This is a genomic window from Pseudomonas sp. LRF_L74 (assembly GCF_965644255.1).
Lineage (GTDB): Bacteria > Pseudomonadota > Gammaproteobacteria > Pseudomonadales > Pseudomonadaceae > Aquipseudomonas.
In genome coordinates this window covers 321,481-337,180 of sequence record NZ_CBFFRH010000006.1, presented here as the reverse complement: position 1 = coordinate 337,180, position 15,700 = coordinate 321,481, and the positions used below count along the sequence as shown (strand labels likewise).

16 protein-coding genes and 1 pseudogene are annotated in these 15,700 nt (G+C 63.4%); 9 read left to right on the top strand and 8 right to left on the bottom strand.

Annotated elements, in window-relative coordinates:
* Window positions 1-41: 41 nt before the first annotated feature.
* Genes ACSZPK_RS17305 through ACSZPK_RS17295 form a run of 3 tightly spaced genes read right to left on the bottom strand, consistent with a single transcriptional unit; the run spans window position 42 to window position 1,716 of the window.
* Entirely contained in the window at window positions 42-629 is a 588-nt protein-coding gene (locus ACSZPK_RS17305; protein ID WP_437882712.1) for an LON peptidase substrate-binding domain-containing protein, read from the bottom strand.
* An 11-nt stretch (window positions 630-640) separates the two neighbouring features.
* Window positions 641-1,357, bottom strand: coding sequence for an LrgB family protein (locus tag ACSZPK_RS17300; protein WP_437882711.1), 717 nt, complete (start codon window positions 1,355-1,357; stop codon window positions 641-643).
* Complete coding sequence (locus tag ACSZPK_RS17295) at window positions 1,354-1,716, bottom strand: CidA/LrgA family protein (protein WP_437882710.1); 363 nt, start codon at window positions 1,714-1,716, stop codon at window positions 1,354-1,356. The genes ACSZPK_RS17300 and ACSZPK_RS17295 overlap by 4 nt, the downstream gene beginning before the upstream one ends.
* 115 nt (window positions 1,717-1,831) lie before the next feature.
* Between ACSZPK_RS17295 and ACSZPK_RS17290 the strand changes: the two genes are divergently transcribed.
* Window positions 1,832-3,532: a C13 family peptidase gene (locus ACSZPK_RS17290; RefSeq protein WP_437882709.1), complete on the top strand. Its 1,701-nt coding sequence runs from the start codon at window positions 1,832-1,834 to the stop codon at window positions 3,530-3,532.
* Between the two features lie 61 nt (window positions 3,533-3,593).
* A complete protein-coding gene (locus tag ACSZPK_RS17285) occupies window positions 3,594-4,235 on the top strand; it encodes an oxidoreductase (RefSeq protein ID WP_437882708.1) in 642 nt (213 codons plus the stop codon).
* A gap of 30 nt (window positions 4,236-4,265) precedes the next feature.
* Here the strand turns inward: ACSZPK_RS17285 and ACSZPK_RS17280 are convergent, their stop codons facing one another.
* From ACSZPK_RS17280 to ACSZPK_RS17265, 4 genes are all read right to left on the bottom strand, one after another.
* A complete protein-coding gene (locus ACSZPK_RS17280) occupies window positions 4,266-4,553 on the bottom strand; it encodes a YceK/YidQ family lipoprotein (protein WP_437882707.1) in 288 nt (95 codons plus the stop codon).
* Complete coding sequence (gene ubiX, locus ACSZPK_RS17275; protein WP_437882706.1) at window positions 4,546-5,175, bottom strand: flavin prenyltransferase UbiX; 630 nt, start codon at window positions 5,173-5,175, stop codon at window positions 4,546-4,548. Before ubiX ends, ACSZPK_RS17280 begins: the two co-directional genes overlap by 8 nt.
* A gap of 2 nt (window positions 5,176-5,177) precedes the next feature.
* Window positions 5,178-6,530, bottom strand: a complete 1,353-nt coding sequence (gene mpl / locus ACSZPK_RS17270) for a UDP-N-acetylmuramate:L-alanyl-gamma-D-glutamyl-meso-diaminopimelate ligase (protein WP_437882705.1) — start codon at window positions 6,528-6,530, stop codon at window positions 5,178-5,180.
* Between the two features lie 132 nt (window positions 6,531-6,662).
* Complete coding sequence (locus tag ACSZPK_RS17265) at window positions 6,663-8,573, bottom strand: sigma-54-dependent Fis family transcriptional regulator (protein WP_437882704.1); 1,911 nt, start codon at window positions 8,571-8,573, stop codon at window positions 6,663-6,665.
* A 291-nt stretch (window positions 8,574-8,864) separates the two neighbouring features.
* Here ACSZPK_RS17265 and exaC point away from each other — a divergent pair, with 291 nt between their 5' ends.
* The 7 genes and pseudogenes from exaC to ACSZPK_RS17230 all read left to right on the top strand — a co-directional run bounded on the left by exaC (window position 8,865) and on the right by ACSZPK_RS17230 (window position 15,074).
* Complete coding sequence (gene exaC, locus ACSZPK_RS17260) at window positions 8,865-10,385, top strand: acetaldehyde dehydrogenase ExaC (protein WP_437882703.1); 1,521 nt, start codon at window positions 8,865-8,867, stop codon at window positions 10,383-10,385.
* Between the two features lie 181 nt (window positions 10,386-10,566).
* Window positions 10,567-11,019, top strand: a complete 453-nt coding sequence (locus ACSZPK_RS17255; RefSeq protein ID WP_437882702.1) for an N-acetyltransferase family protein — start codon at window positions 10,567-10,569, stop codon at window positions 11,017-11,019.
* A gap of 207 nt (window positions 11,020-11,226) precedes the next feature.
* The gene (locus ACSZPK_RS17250; RefSeq protein WP_437882701.1) at window positions 11,227-11,892 is read left to right on the top strand and encodes a DedA family protein; all 666 of its coding nucleotides are present in this window, start codon (window positions 11,227-11,229) and stop codon (window positions 11,890-11,892) included.
* A gap of 1 nt (window position 11,893) precedes the next feature.
* Window positions 11,894-12,721 carry a M90 family metallopeptidase gene (locus tag ACSZPK_RS17245; protein ID WP_437882700.1) on the top strand — a complete coding sequence of 276 codons (828 nt, stop codon included), beginning with the start codon at window positions 11,894-11,896 and terminating at the stop codon, window positions 12,719-12,721.
* Between the two features lie 76 nt (window positions 12,722-12,797).
* On the top strand, window positions 12,798-13,325 hold the full coding sequence (gene ppa, locus ACSZPK_RS17240; protein ID WP_437882699.1) for an inorganic diphosphatase: 528 nt from the start codon (window positions 12,798-12,800) through the stop codon (window positions 13,323-13,325).
* Between the two features lie 171 nt (window positions 13,326-13,496).
* Window positions 13,497-13,649 (top strand): annotated as a pseudogene (locus ACSZPK_RS17235) (Arm DNA-binding domain-containing protein); the annotation flags it as partial.
* Between the two features lie 195 nt (window positions 13,650-13,844).
* Window positions 13,845-15,074 (top strand): O-antigen ligase family protein, encoded by a 1,230-nt coding sequence (locus ACSZPK_RS17230; RefSeq protein WP_437882698.1) that lies wholly within the window; start codon window positions 13,845-13,847, stop codon window positions 15,072-15,074.
* Here the strand turns inward: ACSZPK_RS17230 and cysC are convergent.
* Window positions 15,066-15,674 carry an adenylyl-sulfate kinase gene (cysC, locus tag ACSZPK_RS17225; RefSeq protein ID WP_437882697.1) on the bottom strand — a complete coding sequence of 203 codons (609 nt, stop codon included), beginning with the start codon at window positions 15,672-15,674 and terminating at the stop codon, window positions 15,066-15,068. The genes ACSZPK_RS17230 and cysC overlap by 9 nt on opposite strands.
* Between the last annotated feature and the right edge of the window lie 26 nt (window positions 15,675-15,700).

Here is a 15,700-nt window from a genome sequence, read left to right as displayed (position 1 = left end):
AAAGGGCAACCAGGCGCCGAGAGCTTTTACTTGAGCGCCTTTCAAGTCATATCGCCTTGCAGCTCGTCGAGCAGCGCCTGAATACGCTCAAGCCTGCCAAGCGCACTGCCTTCGCCAAGAATCCCGACCTTCTGCTCGATGCTGAACGGCAGCAGGTAGGCCAGGCGGTCGGCCAGCTCCAGTTGCGTGTCGGCACTCATGCTCATGTCCAGCCCGGCAACCAGCGGATGCTCGCCAAGCGCCTGGAGCAGCGCCGCCAGGTCGGCGTGTTCCTCGCCCAGCAGCGCATCGCGGGGCTCATCCAGCCAGCGCACCTGGGCGACCGTCAGTTGGTCCGCCTGCACCTGCGCCTCGATGATCTGGAAGCGCCGGGCACCTTCCACCCGAATCCCCAGCAGGCCATTGGGACGTTGCTGGAAATCACGTATCAGCGCCTCGCAGCCGTACCCGGCGTAGCGCTCGGCGGCAGTCCCCACTTCATTGCCCTCGAAGATTCCGACCACACCGAAACCTTCGCCACGGCGCATGCAGGCGCTGACCATGTCCAGGTAGCGTGCCTCGAACACTTGCAAGTCGAGGACGCAGCCTGGAAACAGCACGGTATTGAGGGGAAACAAGGGCAGATTCATCGGATTCCTCCTCAGGCGACCAGGGCCACGGCCAGCGGCAGGAGAACCGCGGTGGCCATGCCCATCAGGCTCATGGCCAGGGCGGCGAAGGCACCGCTTTCCTCGCTTTCCTGCAGCGCCCGCGAGGTACCGATGGCATGGGCGGTCATGCCCAGGGCAAGCCCCTGCGCCGCCGGGTGATGAACGCCAATGCGGCGCAGCAGTTCAGGGCCGATCATCGCGCCGAGCACGCCAGTGATCAACACGAAAACCGCCGCCAGGGCCGCGATGCCGCCCAACTGCTCGGCCACCAGCATGGCGATGGGCGAGGTTACCGACTTCGGCGCGATGGTCATCAACATCACGCGGTCAGCGCCGAAGGCCCAGGCGCAAGCCACGCCCAGGGCGGTGGCGACCACCCCACCCACGCCCAGGGTGATCAGCACCGGCCAGAACAATTGGCGGATGCGTCGCAGGTTCAGGTACAGCGGCACCGCCAGGGCCACGGTCGCCGGGCCGAGCAGCACGCTGAGCAGGAAGGTGCTGCCTCGGTACTCGTCGTAGGTCAGGCCACAGAGCAGCAGAATCGCGATGACCAGCGCCATGGACACCAGCACCGGCTGCAGGAACACCCAGCGCGTGCGCTCATAGGCGCTGATCGCCAGTTGATAGACGCCCAGGGTGATACCGACGCCGAACAGCGGATGATGGATGAGCGCCTGCCAGGCGGCGGACCATTCCGGGTTCATGACTGATCCTCCGCAGAGGGACGACGATCGATCAGCTTCTGCATCAGCCACCCGCAAAACAGCAGAGCAACCAGCAACGACAGGCCAAGCGCACCGGCCAATGCCCAGAAGTCCGCGGCAATCGCCTTGGCATAGGCCATCACGCCGACCGCCGGTGGCACCAGCAGCAGTGGCAGGTAGCGCAGCAGGCCGCTGGAGGCTTCGTTGATCGGCTTGCTGACCTCACCGCGAATCAGCAGAAAGATGAACAGCAGTAGCATGCCGATGATCGGCCCCGGCAGCATGGTCAAGACCAGCACGTTGAGGGCGGTACCGAGCAGTTGAAACAGTATCAGCCAGGTCAGGCCACGTAGCAGCATGGAAGTCTCCGGGGCGGTTACGGCCGCCATTATAGACAGGCTACCCACGTGGGCGCTGTTCCCCTTTTGTCGTGCCCTCAAGGCATACTCCAGGACCCGTTCAAGGAAGCCAGCCATGCCCCGTCGTCTCGCCCCGATCGCTCTCGCCCTGCTCCTGGCCGCCTGCGGCGAGGGCGAACCGCTGTTACCGCCCAACGCCGTACTGCCCGACGGCGGTCGCTATCGCGGCGAGATCGTCGATGGCCTGCTGCAAGGCGAAGGCCGCCTCGACTACCCCGACGGCTCCTGGTACGCCGGGCACTTCAAGGATGGCCAACTCGAAGGGCGAGGCGAATTGCACTTGGTCGATGGCCACGTCTACAGAGGTGATTTTCATCTGGGCCAGATGCATGGCCAGGGCGTACTCACAGGCTCGGACGGCAGCCGCTACGAAGGCGGTTTCAAACAGGGGCGCATGGATGGCGAAGGTTATCTGAAGCGCGATGGCATGACCTACCGCGGCGGTTTTCGTAACGACCTCTACCATGGCCAGGGCGTATTGGAATCAGGCGATGGCAATCGCTTCCAGGGCCAGTTCGCCAACGGCAGCCCGTCGGGAGCCGGCGTGCGCGTGGCCGACGGCGAGCAACTCAGCGGCACCTTCGACACGCATGGCCTGAACGGCCAGGGCAGCTACCAGAGCGACGATGGCGCGATCTACAGCGGTGGCTTTCACAACAGCGTATTCAGCGGCAAGGGGCGCTATCAGAGTGCCGAGGGGGATGTCTGGGTCGGTCAGTTCGTCGACGGCGCGATGAAAGGCCAGGGCGAGTTCATCGGTGCCGACGGCGAGCGTTACAAGGGCGCGTTCCGCAACTGGCGCTACTCCGGTGAAGGCACCCTGAACCGGGCCGACGGCAGCGTCTATCAAGGCGCTTTCGTCGCGGGCCAATACGCCGGCAGGGGCATCCTCACCGATGCGGACGGCAAGCGCCAGGGCGGCACCTGGAAAAACGGCCTGCGCATACGCGACGAAAGCGGCAAGTCGCTGCCCGACCCACTGGAAATCGGCCTGCTCACCCAGGGCCACCTGCTCGATCAGGCCATCGCCGCCCTGCCCGCCTCGACCCCGGCGGTCGAACTATACAGCCTGACCCTCGCCGGTGACGGCAACCAGAGCGTGTTCCTGCGCGAGGCCGACTACGTCGCCAAGCTGCTGCAGGAACGCTTCGGCGCCTACGGCAACATCACCCTGGCCAATCACCGCGAGCATATCGCCGACCGCCCGATGGCCACCCGCGAAACCCTGGCCCGTGCGGTGCGGGCACTGGCCGAGCGCAGCGGCAAGGAAGACCTATTATTCATCTATCTGACCAGCCACGGCTCCCACGACCACCAACTGAGCCTCGACCAGCCACGCATGAACCTGGACAGCCTGGCGGCCAACGACCTGGCCACATTGCTCGAACCGATCCGCGACCGTTACAAAGTGGTGGTGATATCCGCGTGCTACTCGGGCGGTTTCATCCCCGCGCTGAAGGATGACAAGACCCTGGTGATGACCGCAGCCAGGCCTGACCGTGTTTCGTTCGGCTGCTCGGAGGAAAACGACTTCACCTACTTCGGCCGTGCCCTGTTCGCCGACGCGCTGAACCAGACCGACGACCTGCAACGCGCCTTCGAACTGGCCCGCCAGCATGTTGCCGAATGGGAGAAGGAGGACGACTTCGAACCTTCGGAGCCACAGATCTGGGCTCCCCAGGGCGTGATCGAACGCTGGAAGGCCTTGCGTGCCCGGCAGGCCAGCCAGGCCTTGAATGCACGATACGGCGAATGATTGCGTCACCGCGCGTTCCAAACAGACCAGCGCATTAGGCAGTTGCATAGGGAGAGACCGCATGTATCTGACGCCCCAGCACATCCTGCTCGCCGGAGCCACCGGCCTTACTGGCGAGCACCTGCTAGACCGTCTGCTCAGCGAACCGACCATCAGCCGCGTACTGGCGCCAAGCCGGCGCGCCCTTGCCGAACACAGTCATCTGGTCAATCCGGTTGGCGAACTCGACGTCTTGCTGCCGCAACTCGACGGCAGCGTCGATACCGCCTTCTGCTGCCTGGGCAGCACCATCAGGCAGGCGGGTTCCCGGGAAGCCTTCAGCGCGGTGGACCGCGACATGGTCCTGGCCTTCGCCCACCGCGCCCGCCAACTGGGCGCCCGCCACCTGCTGGTGATCAGCGCCCTCGGCGCGGATGCGGGCTCCAGCGTTTTCTACAACCGCATCAAGGGCGAAATGGAACAAGCCCTGGTCGCCATGGACTGGCCGCAACTGACTATCGCGCGCCCTTCGTTGCTGCGCGGGCCACGCGAGGAAGTGCGTGTCGGTGAAAGCATCGCCGCACCGATCATGGCGCTGATGCCCGGCAAGTACCGCAGCATCCACGTCACCGTGCTGGCCCGCGCTCTATGGCGCCTGGCCCTGGAGGAAGGCAATGGCGTGCGCATCGTCGAGTCCGACGAACTGCGCCGCCTGGGGCGCTGAACACCGCGCCACGAGCGCCGAGCACAACGCTCAATTGCCGCCCTGGACCCGCACGCCGAGCCCCAGCGCCGCAGCCAGGGAGAGCGGCAGCAGCACGCTATCGAGGACGAAGCTGGCCGGCAGATCGACCCCGGCATATTTCGGCGCCAGGGCACCAAAACGATCCTGCGGGCAACAACCGCCGCGCAGCGAATACCAATCCAGGCGAGTGCCCGCGTAGACCACAGGTGCGCCAGGCTTGGCGGCGTCCAGGGTGCGAACGGTGGCGCAACCCGATAGCAGCGCCAGCAGTAGAACGCCCGCGACTGCTTTATTCATCGCCGCCAAGGTGGTGTTCACCCCAGCGCGGCAGCATGTCCTGCGGGATATTCAGCAGATTGAGCACCCGCGCCACGACGAAGTCGATCAGGTCGTCGATGGTCTGTGGCTGGTGATAGAAACCCGGCGATGCCGGCACGATCACCGCACCGAGGTTGGAGAGCTTGAGCATGTTCTCCAGGTGGATGCTCGAATAGGGCGCCTCGCGTGGCACCAGGATCAACTGCCGACGCTCCTTCAGCACCACGTCGGCGGCCCGTTCGATCAGGTTGTTGCAGGCCCCGCTGGCGATGGCCGACAACGTGCCGGTGGAACAAGGCACCACGACCATGGCCGACGGCGCACCTGAGCCGGAAGCTGGCGGAGCCATCCAGTCTTCCTTGCCATACACGCGAACCTGGCCGGGCGCGGCGCCAGTGTATTCGGAGAGAAACGCCTGCATCGCCTGGGGCTTGGACGGCAGGGTCACGTCCGTCTCGGTGGCCATGACCAGCTGCGCGGCCTTGGAGATCAGGAAGTGCACTTCGCGCTCTTCCTGCACCAGGCAATCGAGCAGGCGCAGGCCATACTGCGCGCCCGAAGCCCCCGTCATCGCCAGCGTTATGCGTTCAGGACCGCTCATGGTCAGCCTCCCAAAGCCTCGGCCAGCTTGCCGTGCAGGCCGCCGAAACCGCCGTTGCTCATGATCACCACATGGGTACCGGGTGCCGCCTGGGCCTTCACGCCGGCGATGATCGCCTCCAGCGAATCGCAGACCTCGGTCGGCACCGACGAACCGGCGACGGTGGCGGCCAGGTCCCAGCCCAGATTCGGTGGCGCGTACCAGTAGACCTGGTCGGCCAGGACCACGGAGTCCGGCAGGCCGTCACGGTGGGCACCGAGCTTCATCGAGTTGGAGCGCGGCTCGATCACGGCGATGACCTTGGCATCACCGACACGCTTGCGCAGGCCATCCAGGGTCGTGGCGATGGCGGTCGGATGGTGGGCGAAGTCGTCGTAGACCGTGACCCCCGCAACCTCGGCGACCTTCTCCATGCGCCGCTTGACGCTCTTGAAGCGACTCAGGCCTTCGATACCCAGCGCCGGCACCACGCCCACGTGACGTGCCGCCGCCAGGGTCGCCAGGGCGTTGGCGACGTTGTGCTGGCCAGTCAACGCCCAATCGACAGTCCCTTCGACCTTGCCATCGAACAGCACCTCGAAGCGCGAACCGTCGGCACTGAGCAAGCGCGCCTGCCACTGCCCGCCTTCACCAGTGGTCTGTACCGGACTCCAGCAGCCCATGCTGATCACACGACTCAATGCGGTCTCGGCCGTGGGATGAATGATCAGGCCCTGGCCCGGCACGGTACGCACCAGATGGTGGAACTGCCGTTCGATGGCCGCCAGGTCCGGGAAGATGTCGGCGTGATCGAACTCCAGGTTATTCAGGATCGCCGTACGCGGCCGGTAGTGGACGAACTTCGAGCGCTTATCGAAGAACGCGCTGTCGTACTCGTCGGCCTCGACCACGAAGAACGGCGTGTCGCCCAATCGCGCGGAAATCCCGAAGTTCTGCGGCACACCGCCGATCAGGAAGCCCGGGCTCATGCCCGCGTGCTCCAGCACCCAGGCCAGCATGCTGCTGGTAGTGGTCTTGCCGTGGGTACCGGCAACGCCCAATACCCAGCGGCCTTGCAGCACATGATCAGCCAGCCATTGCGGGCCGCTCACATAAGGCAGCCCCTTGTTCAACACATACTCGACCGCCGGGTTGCCACGCGACAACGCGTTGCCCACCACGACCAGGTCCGGAGCAGGCTCCAGGTGCTCCGGCAGGTAGCCCTGCATCAGCTCGATACCCTGTGCCTGCAACTGGGTGCTCATGGGCGGGTAGACATTGGCGTCGGAGCCGGTGACGCGGTGCCCCTGCTCCTTGGCCAGCACGGCCAGCGAGCCCATGAAGGTGCCGCAGATGCCGAGGATATGAATGTGCATGCGGACTCCGTCGAAGCACTACGAAAAATAGGTCGGCAGATTAGCATGCTGTTGCGGCGGCGGCAGGAGTGCCTCTGCGGCGCGCGGTGCCATGGCGCCTGTGTGCGAGACGATGCCGACGAGCAGAGATACTCAATGGGCCGCCCCACCGCGCGCCAGCCCATGCCTGCGCAACTTGCGGTAGAGCGTATTGCGGCTGATACCGAGCTGCTCGGCCACCCGGCTGACATGCCAGCGCTGCTGCTCCAGCGCAGCCAGCAAGGTACTGCGCTCGGCGTGCTCCAGCCCTCCCCTCGCCGACGCCGCAGGAGCCCTGCCGCCGCGCTGGATATCCACTGGCAGATCAGCCACCTCCACGCGTCCGTCCTCGCTCAGGGCGACCAGCGTGCGCAGCACGGTACGCAGTTGGCGAACGTTGCCTGGCCACGGATAAGCCAGCAAACGTTCGCGCACGCCGCTGCCGAACCGGATGGGTTGCTCGCGGCTCTCCTCGGCCAGCAATTGATCGAGCAACTGCCCCTTGTCGCGGCGCTCACGTAGCGCGGGCAGTTTCAGCACCAGACCGTTGAGCCGGTAATAGAGGTCTTCACGGAACCGGCCATCGGCCACCAGCGCCGCCAGGTCATGGTGGGTCGCACTGATCAGGCGGACGTCGACATCCTGCGGCTGGCCACCCAGCGGCACCACGCTGCGCTCTTCCAGGACCCGCAGCAGGCGAGTCTGCATGGCCAAGGGCATGTCGCCGATCTCATCGAGGAACAAGGTGCCGCCATCGGCCTGTTGCAGCTTGCCGCGCATGCCCTCCTTGCGCGCCCCGGTGAAGCTGCCGCCGCTGTAGCCGAACAGCTCGCTCTCGATCAGGCTCTCCGGGATTGCCGCACAGTTGAGGGCGACGAACGCCTTGGCCGAGCGTGGCCCGGCGCGATGCACAGCCTTGGCGAAGGCTTCCTTGCCCGATCCGGTTTCGCCGTATAGCAGCAACGGCACATCCCGCTCGTAAACCTTCAGCGCCCGGCGAAAATCGCCTGCCAGTCGCTCATCGCCCAGGCAAATCCCGGATGGCGTCGGGGACTGACTCGCCCGACGTACCAGCGGTGCCTGAGACGGCCGGGGCATGGCCCGTACCAATGCGAACAACGACCGCCCCTCCCGCGTACGCAGCGGCCAACTGTTGGTGATCAGCGAGGACGTGCGGGAAAACAGGTCGTCCAGCCGGCACTCGAAAATATCCTCCAGAGCGGCGCCGACCAACTGCTCGCGACTGCGCCCCAACAGGTTGAGGGCACTCTGGTTGACTGCGGATATGCGCCCATCCCCCTCGAACGCCAGCAAGCCCTCGCTGAACAGCCCCACGCACTCGCCCAGCACATGGAAACGCAACAGCCAACTGCATTCGAAACAACGCAGGAAATAGCAACTCTCGATGATCTTCGCCGAGAGGCTGACCAGCGCCATGCTATGAAACTGGCTCTGGCGCGACACCGCCACCCGCGCCGACGACACATCGAGTACCGCCATCAGTTCGCCATGGGGATCGAACACCGGGCTCGCCGAGCAGGTCAGGCCCGTGTGGCGACTGCGAAAATGCTCATCCTGCTGGATGGTCAGCGCCTGACGCTCGACCACACAGGTGCCGATGCCATTGGTGCCTTCGCTGGACTCGCTCCAGTTGGCGCCGAGCCACAGCCCGGCCTGCTCGAAGGACGCCCGTTCGGCATCGTCGGTGACGCAGTTGAGGATCACCCCCTGGGCATCGGTCAACAGCACCGCATGATCATTGCCGGCCAACTGCTGGTACAGGCTGTGCATCTCGCCCTCGGCAATCTCCAGCACCCTGCGCAGGCGCTCGCGGCGCTCCAGCATGCGCGCATGTTCGAGCACCTTGGGGTCACGGGGCAGGGATGGATCGAGATGATGCTGCTCCAGGCAGCGCAGCCAGGAACGGGCAATGGATGGATCGGCGGCCGGCCCGGCGGGTGGAATTTTTCCCCCGGCCACGGTGAGTACCTGGCGGGCATGGCGACTTGATGAACTGGCAGACATCTTATGCAGCTCTCCATTTGACTGGGCGCGGTCGGCTCCACGCTTCTCGAATGCGACTTGCAGCATCCCCCAGGCAACAGCCCGATGCAACGGCCACGCGCCGACTGTCACGCAGACGGTACAAATTGTCACGCAGGCGGCGTACCGAATGCGGGACAGCTACGCTGTCCTGGCAAAGCGTTGTGGGCCGGGCAAGTCCTCTATCGCGGGACATGCCCCAATCTGGCCCGGCCCTTGCTCCGACAGAACTCAGATGCATCGACAAACCGACAAGAATCAGGAGAACTTCCAATGATTTATGCCAATCCCGGTCAGCAGGGCGCCATCGTCACGTTCAAGTCCCGCTACGGCAACTACATCGGCGGCGAGTTCGTCGCGCCGGTCAAGGGTGAATACTTCACCAACACCTCGCCGGTCACCGGCGAAGTGATCGCCGAATTCCCCCGCTCCGGCGCCGAAGACATCGAGAAAGCCCTGGACGCCGCCCACGCCGCCGCCGATGCCTGGGGCAAGACCTCGGTGCAGGACCGCGCGTTGGTGCTGCTGAAGATCGCCGACCGCATCGAAGCCAACCTCGAACTGCTCGCTGTCACCGAAACCTGGGACAACGGCAAGGCCGTGCGCGAGACCCTCAACGCCGACGTGCCGCTGGCCGCCGACCATTTCCGCTACTTCGCCGGCTGCATCCGCGCCCAGGAAGGCAGCGCCGCCGAGATCAACGAGCACACCGCCGCCTACCACTTCCACGAGCCACTGGGCGTGGTCGGGCAGATCATCCCGTGGAACTTCCCGCTGCTGATGGCCGCCTGGAAACTCGCTCCGGCCCTGGCCGCTGGCAACGCCATCGTGCTCAAGCCAGCCGAGCAGACGCCGCTGTCGATCACCGTGCTGATGGAAATCATCGGCGACCTGCTGCCGCCAGGCGTGCTCAACGTCGTTCAGGGCTTCGGCCGTGAAGCTGGCGAAGCATTGGCCACCAGCACGCGCATCGCCAAGATCGCCTTCACCGGCTCGACCCCGGTCGGCTCGCACATCATGAAATGCGCCGCCGCCAACATCATCCCGAGCACCGTGGAACTGGGCGGCAAGAGCCCCAACGTGTTCTTCGAAGACATCATGCAAGCCGAGCCGGCGTTCATCGAAAAGGCCGCCGAAGGCCTGGTCCTGGCGTTCTTCAACCAGGGCGAAGTGTGCACCTGCCCGTCGCGCGCGGTGGTGCAGGAGTCGATCTACGAATCCTTCCTCGAAGTGGTGATGAAGAAGATCAAGGCGATCAAGCGCGGCAACCCGCTGGACACCGAGACCATGGTCGGTGCCCAGGCCTCGCAGCAGCAGTTCGACAAGATCCTCTCGTACATGGACATCGCCCAGCAGGAAGGCGCGCAGATCCTCACCGGCGGCGGCGTCGAAAAGCTGGAAGGCGACCTGGCCACCGGTTACTACGTGCAGCCGACCCTGATCAAGGGCAACAACAAGATGCGCGTGTTCCAGGAAGAAATCTTCGGCCCGGTGGTCGGCATCACCACCTTCAAGGACGAAGCCGAGGCCCTGGCCATCGCCAACGACACCGAGTTCGGCCTGGGCGCCGGCGTGTGGACCCGCGACATCAACCGCGCCTACCGCATGGGCCGTGGGATCAAGGCCGGGCGCGTATGGACCAACTGCTACCACCTGTACCCGGCGCACGCCGCGTTCGGTGGCTACAAGAAATCCGGCGTCGGCCGCGAAAACCACAAGATGATGCTCGACCACTACCAGCAGACCAAAAACCTGCTGGTCAGCTACGACATCAATCCGCTGGGCTTCTTCTGATGCGGGGCCGCCAGGTATCAATGCCTGGCGGCAATACCTGCAACCGCCCACCGCCGCTCCAGCCCGGGGCGGCTCTCGGCGCCGATGCTGGAGCTGGCTCAAACGCCCGCTTGGATTGCGCTTTCAAGTCGCCTTGTGCAGGATTCTTTCCATCAAATCCATGCACGCCGAGGCCCGATCTATGCGCATAGTCCAAGCCACGCTTGAGCACCTGGACCTGCTACTGCCCCTGTTCATCAAATACCGCGAATTCTATGGCGAGCTGCCGCTGCCGGACTCGTCGCGCAAATTCCTCGAGAACCGCCTCAAGCGCAAGGAGTCGGTGATCTACCTGGCCCTGGCCGACAACGAGGACAAGGCGCTCGGTTACTGCCAGCTGTTCCCCAGTTTCTCTTCGCTGTCGCTCAAGCGCGTGTGGATTCTCAACGACATCTATGTGGCCGAAGACGCCCGTCGCATGCTGGTCGCCGACCACCTGATGCAGACCGCCAAGCAGATGGCCAAAAAGACCAATGCCGTGCGCATGCGCGTCGCCTCCAGCCGCGAGTTCGAGACCGCGCACAAGACCTACGAGTCCATCGGTTTTCGCGAAGACACCAAGTTCAAGAACTTCGTCCTCGAACTCGACGAATGAACATCGGCAACACGCCTCAGGCCAAAAGAAGAATGCAGCCACGGCTTAACATTCTGTAACAGCCATATCTGCAATCATCGCCTCCCTCTCCACCGCGCCTGGCGCGGTGTTGCTGCACAGCACCGCCAAACAGCCGCTCATCCCCCTCGTATCCAAGCCGACAATGGCGAGTATACTGCCGCGTCGCTCGTTCCCTACTGGTGTTCAATGGAACTCAACCCGCTCGACCTGATCCTGCACCTAGACGCCTACCTCGACCTGCTCGTACGCAACTACGGGGTCTGGATCTACGCCATTCTGTTCCTGGTGATCTTCTGCGAAACCGGCCTGGTGGTGATGCCCTTCCTGCCCGGCGATTCCCTGCTGTTCATCGCCGGCGCCTTGTGCGCGAACGGCGCCATGGACCCCATGCTGCTCGGTGGCCTGCTGTTCATCGCCGCGGTCAGCGGCGATAGCCTCAACTACCTGATCGGACGAACCAGCGGCGAACGGCTGTTCCGCAACCCGAAATCGAAGATCTTCCGCCGCGACTACCTGCTGCGCACCCAGGCCTTCTACGCCAAGCATGGCGGCAAGACCATCACCCTGGCGCGCTTCCTGCCGATCCTGCGCACCTTCGCGCCATTCGTCGCCGGTATCGGCCACATGCATTACCCGCGCTTCCTCGGTTTCAGCGTGCTCGGCAGCGTGCTGTGGGTAGGCGGCCTGGTGACCCTTGGCTACTTCTTCGGCAACGTACCGTTCATCAAGCACAACCTGTCGCTGCTGGTGATCTTCATCATCCTGCTGTCGATATTGCCCATGGCGATCGGCTTCATTCGCCACCGCATCCAGATCTCCGCCGAGCGCCGTAACGCCAAATCGGCCAACTGACATGTGGTCGCTGCGCGCATGGCGCCGTCGTCGAATCCTCGCACGAGCGCCATATGACGCAGCGATGTGGCAGGCGGTTCTGGACCACCTGCCGATCCTCGACGGACTTGACCAACAGGAGCAGCAGCGCCTGTTCGAGCGCGCCGTACTGTTTCTCCACCACAAGCGCCTCACTGCGTTGCCTGGTGTCGACCTCAGCCTCCAGGACCGTTTGTGCCTGGCCGCCATGGCCGAGCTTCCGTTGCTGCACCTGGCCGACCTTGACTGGTACCAGGGCTTCCATGAGCTGATCCTCTACCCGGATGATTTCCTCAGTCCGCAGCGCTATCGCGACGGCAGCGGCATAGAACACGAATGGGACGCCGAACACAGCGGGGAAGCCTGGCAACATGGCCCGGTGATCCTGGCCTGGCCCGGCGTGCAGGCGAGCGGCGGCTGGGATGCCTACAACCTGGTGATCCACGAACTGGCGCACAAGCTGGACATGCTCGGCGGCGACGCCAACGGCCTGCCGCCCCTGCATCGCAACATGCACATCGAAGCCTGGGCCAGCGCCATGCAAAACGCCTACGACGAGATGAACCGCCAGCTCGATGCCGACCCGGACACGGAAACCGCCATCGACCCGTACGCTGCCGAAAACCCCGCCGAATTCTTCGCCGTCACCAGCGAATACTTCTTCACCGCACCGGATCTGCTGCACACGACCTATCCCGAGGTGTATGCCCAGCTCGCCTTGTTCTACAGACAAGACCCGCTCGTTCGTCTTCAACACCTGCAACGCAACCATCCGGACTACCAGGAAGTCGATATCGAGACGAAAGGCTGAGAATGCCGACGTAGTAACCCCGGCGGAATCTGCCTATAATCTCGCCCACTTTTTGGCCCACATAGGGAAACCCAACATGAGCTACAGCAAGATCCCGGCCGGCAAGGACGTGCCGAACGACATCTACGTCGCCATCGAGATCCCGGCCAACCACGCGCCGATCAAGTACGAAATCGATCACGACACCGATTGCCTGTTCGTCGACCGCTTCATGGCCACCCCGATGTTCTACCCGGCCAACTACGGTTTCATCCCGCACACCCTGGCCGACGACGGCGACCCACTGGACGTGCTGGTCGTGACCCCCTACCCGGTCGCACCAGGCTCCGTGATCCGCGCTCGCCCGGTCGGCGTACTGAACATGACCGACGAGGCCGGCGGCGACGCCAAGCTGATCGCCGTACCGCACGACAAACTGAGCGTCATCTATAAGGACGTTCAGGAGTACACCGACCTGCCAGCCCTGCTCCTGGAGCAGATCAAGCACTTCTTCGAGAACTACAAGGACCTCGAAAAAGGCAAGTGGGTGAAAGTAGAAGGCTGGGGCAACGCTGAAGAAGCCCGCGCAGCCATCGTCAAGGCCGTCGCGGCTTACCAGAAGTAAGCCCCGACTACCCCCTGAAAGCCGGCCACAAGCCGGCTTTTTTAATGCTTGCAGAAACCCAGCAAGATCCTGAAACCCTAGTAAATACGCCACTTACAGCCTAGCATCCGCCCCAGGACATCCAGCAGCCATCCATAAAATCCACAACCAAGGTGTGGGTCAGAAGGAGCAATGGGTAAACTGACCAGCAAGACCGTGGAGTCGATAGCCAAAGCCGCCACACCAGGAAAAACCAATGATGGCGACGGCCTGTACGTCCAGGTATCCAAGAGCGGCGGCACAAGCTGGATATTCCGCGACAAACTGGACGGCCGAGGCCGCGAAGGTGCGTTCGTTTCAGGGACATCATGCGACGACGATACGCTAAACAAGCCCACCGCCTCTCACGACTGAACATCACCCCGTGGGGACGTTCAACTGCAGACCGCAACACGCCATTGTTGTCACGCCTTTGCGATTGTTGTCAGCGGATGGCTTGCCACTGGCGTTGCATTGCCCCTTTAAGAGCCCTTCTTGCCCATGGTTGCCGAACACTACCGAAACAAGCTGTCAGGGGTTTGCACAACACTACTGGCCGTTGGTTTTTTCACGCTACTCAGTGGTTTTCTCTTCAACAATGATGGAAGCCGGCACGCCACACAGTTGCATGCCCTGCTTTTTCTTCCCGCCCTCCTGCTGCTGATCAACGAACGGCTCGCCTGTCATTTGTGGCGCCAACTCTGCGCCTACCTGCTACTGGCGTTGATCGGCTGGACGATAGTGCGCGGGACCCTGGGCTCCGATGCCGACCATCCAGGACTCTACTGGCTGCGAATCGGCCTGTTCATCCTGCTGTATGTCTTTGCCATCTACCACTTGCAGCGGATGCGCCTGCTGAACAGGATCGTCCTGGCGTCGATCATGCTCAGCGCGCTCTTCGCCTGGCTCACGCTCTACAACCAGTTCGTCATCCTGGACAAACCGCTCGCCTATGAAGCCATCCGAGACAATGGCCGCCTGGCCGCTCTAGGCTGGAAGGGTTTTGCCGACTTCTCCCACCCCATCGTGGCCGGCTTGTATTACGGATTCTTCTCACTGCTATTGCTCAGCCTGCTGGTTGAGTTCGAGCTTCGAGGGTGGGCTCTGGTGCTTGCCCTGATCGCTCTTGCAGGCCTGATGAGCTACCTGCTGCTGACGTTTTCCCGAGGTGCCTGGTTCTCCACCCTGGCATCGGGTGCTGTCCTGCTGGTACTGACGCCCAAGGCCCGCGGGCGCTATTGGCTCGCCTGGGGGACGCTCGCGTTGGCCTGCATGATCATCTTTTTCTGGCCGCATGTGCAGAACGAATGGCTGCGCGGCACAAGCCAGCGCAGCCCGATCTGGATGAACTGGCTTGAGCGACTGCCGGAGTTCTGGTTACTGGGCGATGGGCCGGGTCGGAAAATGGTCTACCGCTACCCATGGGGAGACACGGTCTACCACGCACATAGTCTTTACCTGCAACTCTGGTACGAGTTCGGCGTCGTGGCGATCACGCTGTTTCTCGCCCTGCTGGGCTCGCTGGTTCTGAAAGCATGGCGCCTGCGTAACCAGCTGGAAGCACGCGTGGGCTTGTCAGCCCTGGTGTTCGCGCTTGTGGCGATGGTCTCGGATATCTATGCCATCTTTCATCGCCCGAGTGTCTATTGGATCATCCTGTGGCTCCCCGTCGGCTTCCTGATCGCGCTGTCGCCATCAGCGGACAGCCCTGAGAAAGACACGCTAGCCTGACTGTTTGAGCGGAATGTGCAGGGTCACGTACTCGATCAGCCTGGCCAGGCAAATCGGCAAAGACGAGGTTCCCGAGTGGATCGTCAACTCGGGACTGAGAGGAACCTCATAAGGTGCGTCGATCCCCGTGAAGCCTGGGAGAGCGCCTGATCGGGCTCGTCGATACAAGCCCTTGGGATCTCGCGCCTCGCAGGTGGGCAGGTCTGCCTCTATGTAGACTTCATGAAACGCTGGCGCCGCTGCCAGCCGCGCCTGCTCTCGATCCTGGGCATAAGGCGAGATGAACGCGGCAATGCAGATCAGCCCCGCATCGGCAAACAGGGCAGCGACCTGCCCGGCACGGCGAATGTTTTCCGTTCGATCCGACGGGGCGAACCCCAGGTCCGCGTTCAAACCATGGCGCAGGTTATCCCCGTCGAGCACGTAACACGAATAACCCAGGGCCGTCAGAGCCCGTTCCAGGGCCATTGCAAGAGACGACTTCCCGGAGGCCGAGAGCCCGGTCAGCCACAGCACCGCCCCCGCGTGGCCATAGTGCTGCTCCCGCTCTTGCCTGCCGAGGCTGTGCGGCACAGCGGTCAGAATATTCTCAGTGCTCATGGTCTTTCACTGACCCGTGAACGGCC

Excerpts from the sequence above, each read along its gene's own strand:
- ACSZPK_RS17245 (WP_437882700.1), top strand. The coding sequence starts at position 11,894 with ATGTGGTCGCTGCGCGCATGGCGCCGTCGTCGAATCCTCGCACGAGCG.
- ACSZPK_RS17300 (WP_437882711.1), bottom strand. The coding sequence starts at position 1,357 with ATGAACCCGGAATGGTCCGCCGCCTGGCAGGCGCTCATCCATCATCCG.
- ACSZPK_RS17255 (WP_437882702.1), top strand. The coding sequence starts at position 10,567 with ATGCGCATAGTCCAAGCCACGCTTGAGCACCTGGACCTGCTACTGCCC.
- ACSZPK_RS17230 (WP_437882698.1), top strand. The coding sequence starts at position 13,845 with ATGGTTGCCGAACACTACCGAAACAAGCTGTCAGGGGTTTGCACAACA.
- ubiX (WP_437882706.1), bottom strand. The coding sequence starts at position 5,175 with ATGAGCGGTCCTGAACGCATAACGCTGGCGATGACGGGGGCTTCGGGC.
- ACSZPK_RS17290 (WP_437882709.1), top strand. The coding sequence starts at position 1,832 with ATGCCCCGTCGTCTCGCCCCGATCGCTCTCGCCCTGCTCCTGGCCGCC.
- exaC (WP_437882703.1), top strand. The coding sequence starts at position 8,865 with ATGATTTATGCCAATCCCGGTCAGCAGGGCGCCATCGTCACGTTCAAG.
- mpl (WP_437882705.1), bottom strand. The coding sequence starts at position 6,530 with ATGCACATTCATATCCTCGGCATCTGCGGCACCTTCATGGGCTCGCTG.
- ppa (WP_437882699.1), top strand. The coding sequence starts at position 12,798 with ATGAGCTACAGCAAGATCCCGGCCGGCAAGGACGTGCCGAACGACATC.
- ACSZPK_RS17305 (WP_437882712.1), bottom strand. The coding sequence starts at position 629 with ATGAATCTGCCCTTGTTTCCCCTCAATACCGTGCTGTTTCCAGGCTGC.
- ACSZPK_RS17285 (WP_437882708.1), top strand. The coding sequence starts at position 3,594 with ATGTATCTGACGCCCCAGCACATCCTGCTCGCCGGAGCCACCGGCCTT.
- ACSZPK_RS17265 (WP_437882704.1), bottom strand. The coding sequence starts at position 8,573 with ATGTCTGCCAGTTCATCAAGTCGCCATGCCCGCCAGGTACTCACCGTG.
- ACSZPK_RS17250 (WP_437882701.1), top strand. The coding sequence starts at position 11,227 with ATGGAACTCAACCCGCTCGACCTGATCCTGCACCTAGACGCCTACCTC.
- ACSZPK_RS17295 (WP_437882710.1), bottom strand. The coding sequence starts at position 1,716 with ATGCTGCTACGTGGCCTGACCTGGCTGATACTGTTTCAACTGCTCGGT.
- ACSZPK_RS17280 (WP_437882707.1), bottom strand. The coding sequence starts at position 4,553 with ATGAATAAAGCAGTCGCGGGCGTTCTACTGCTGGCGCTGCTATCGGGT.
- cysC (WP_437882697.1), bottom strand. The coding sequence starts at position 15,674 with ATGAGCACTGAGAATATTCTGACCGCTGTGCCGCACAGCCTCGGCAGG.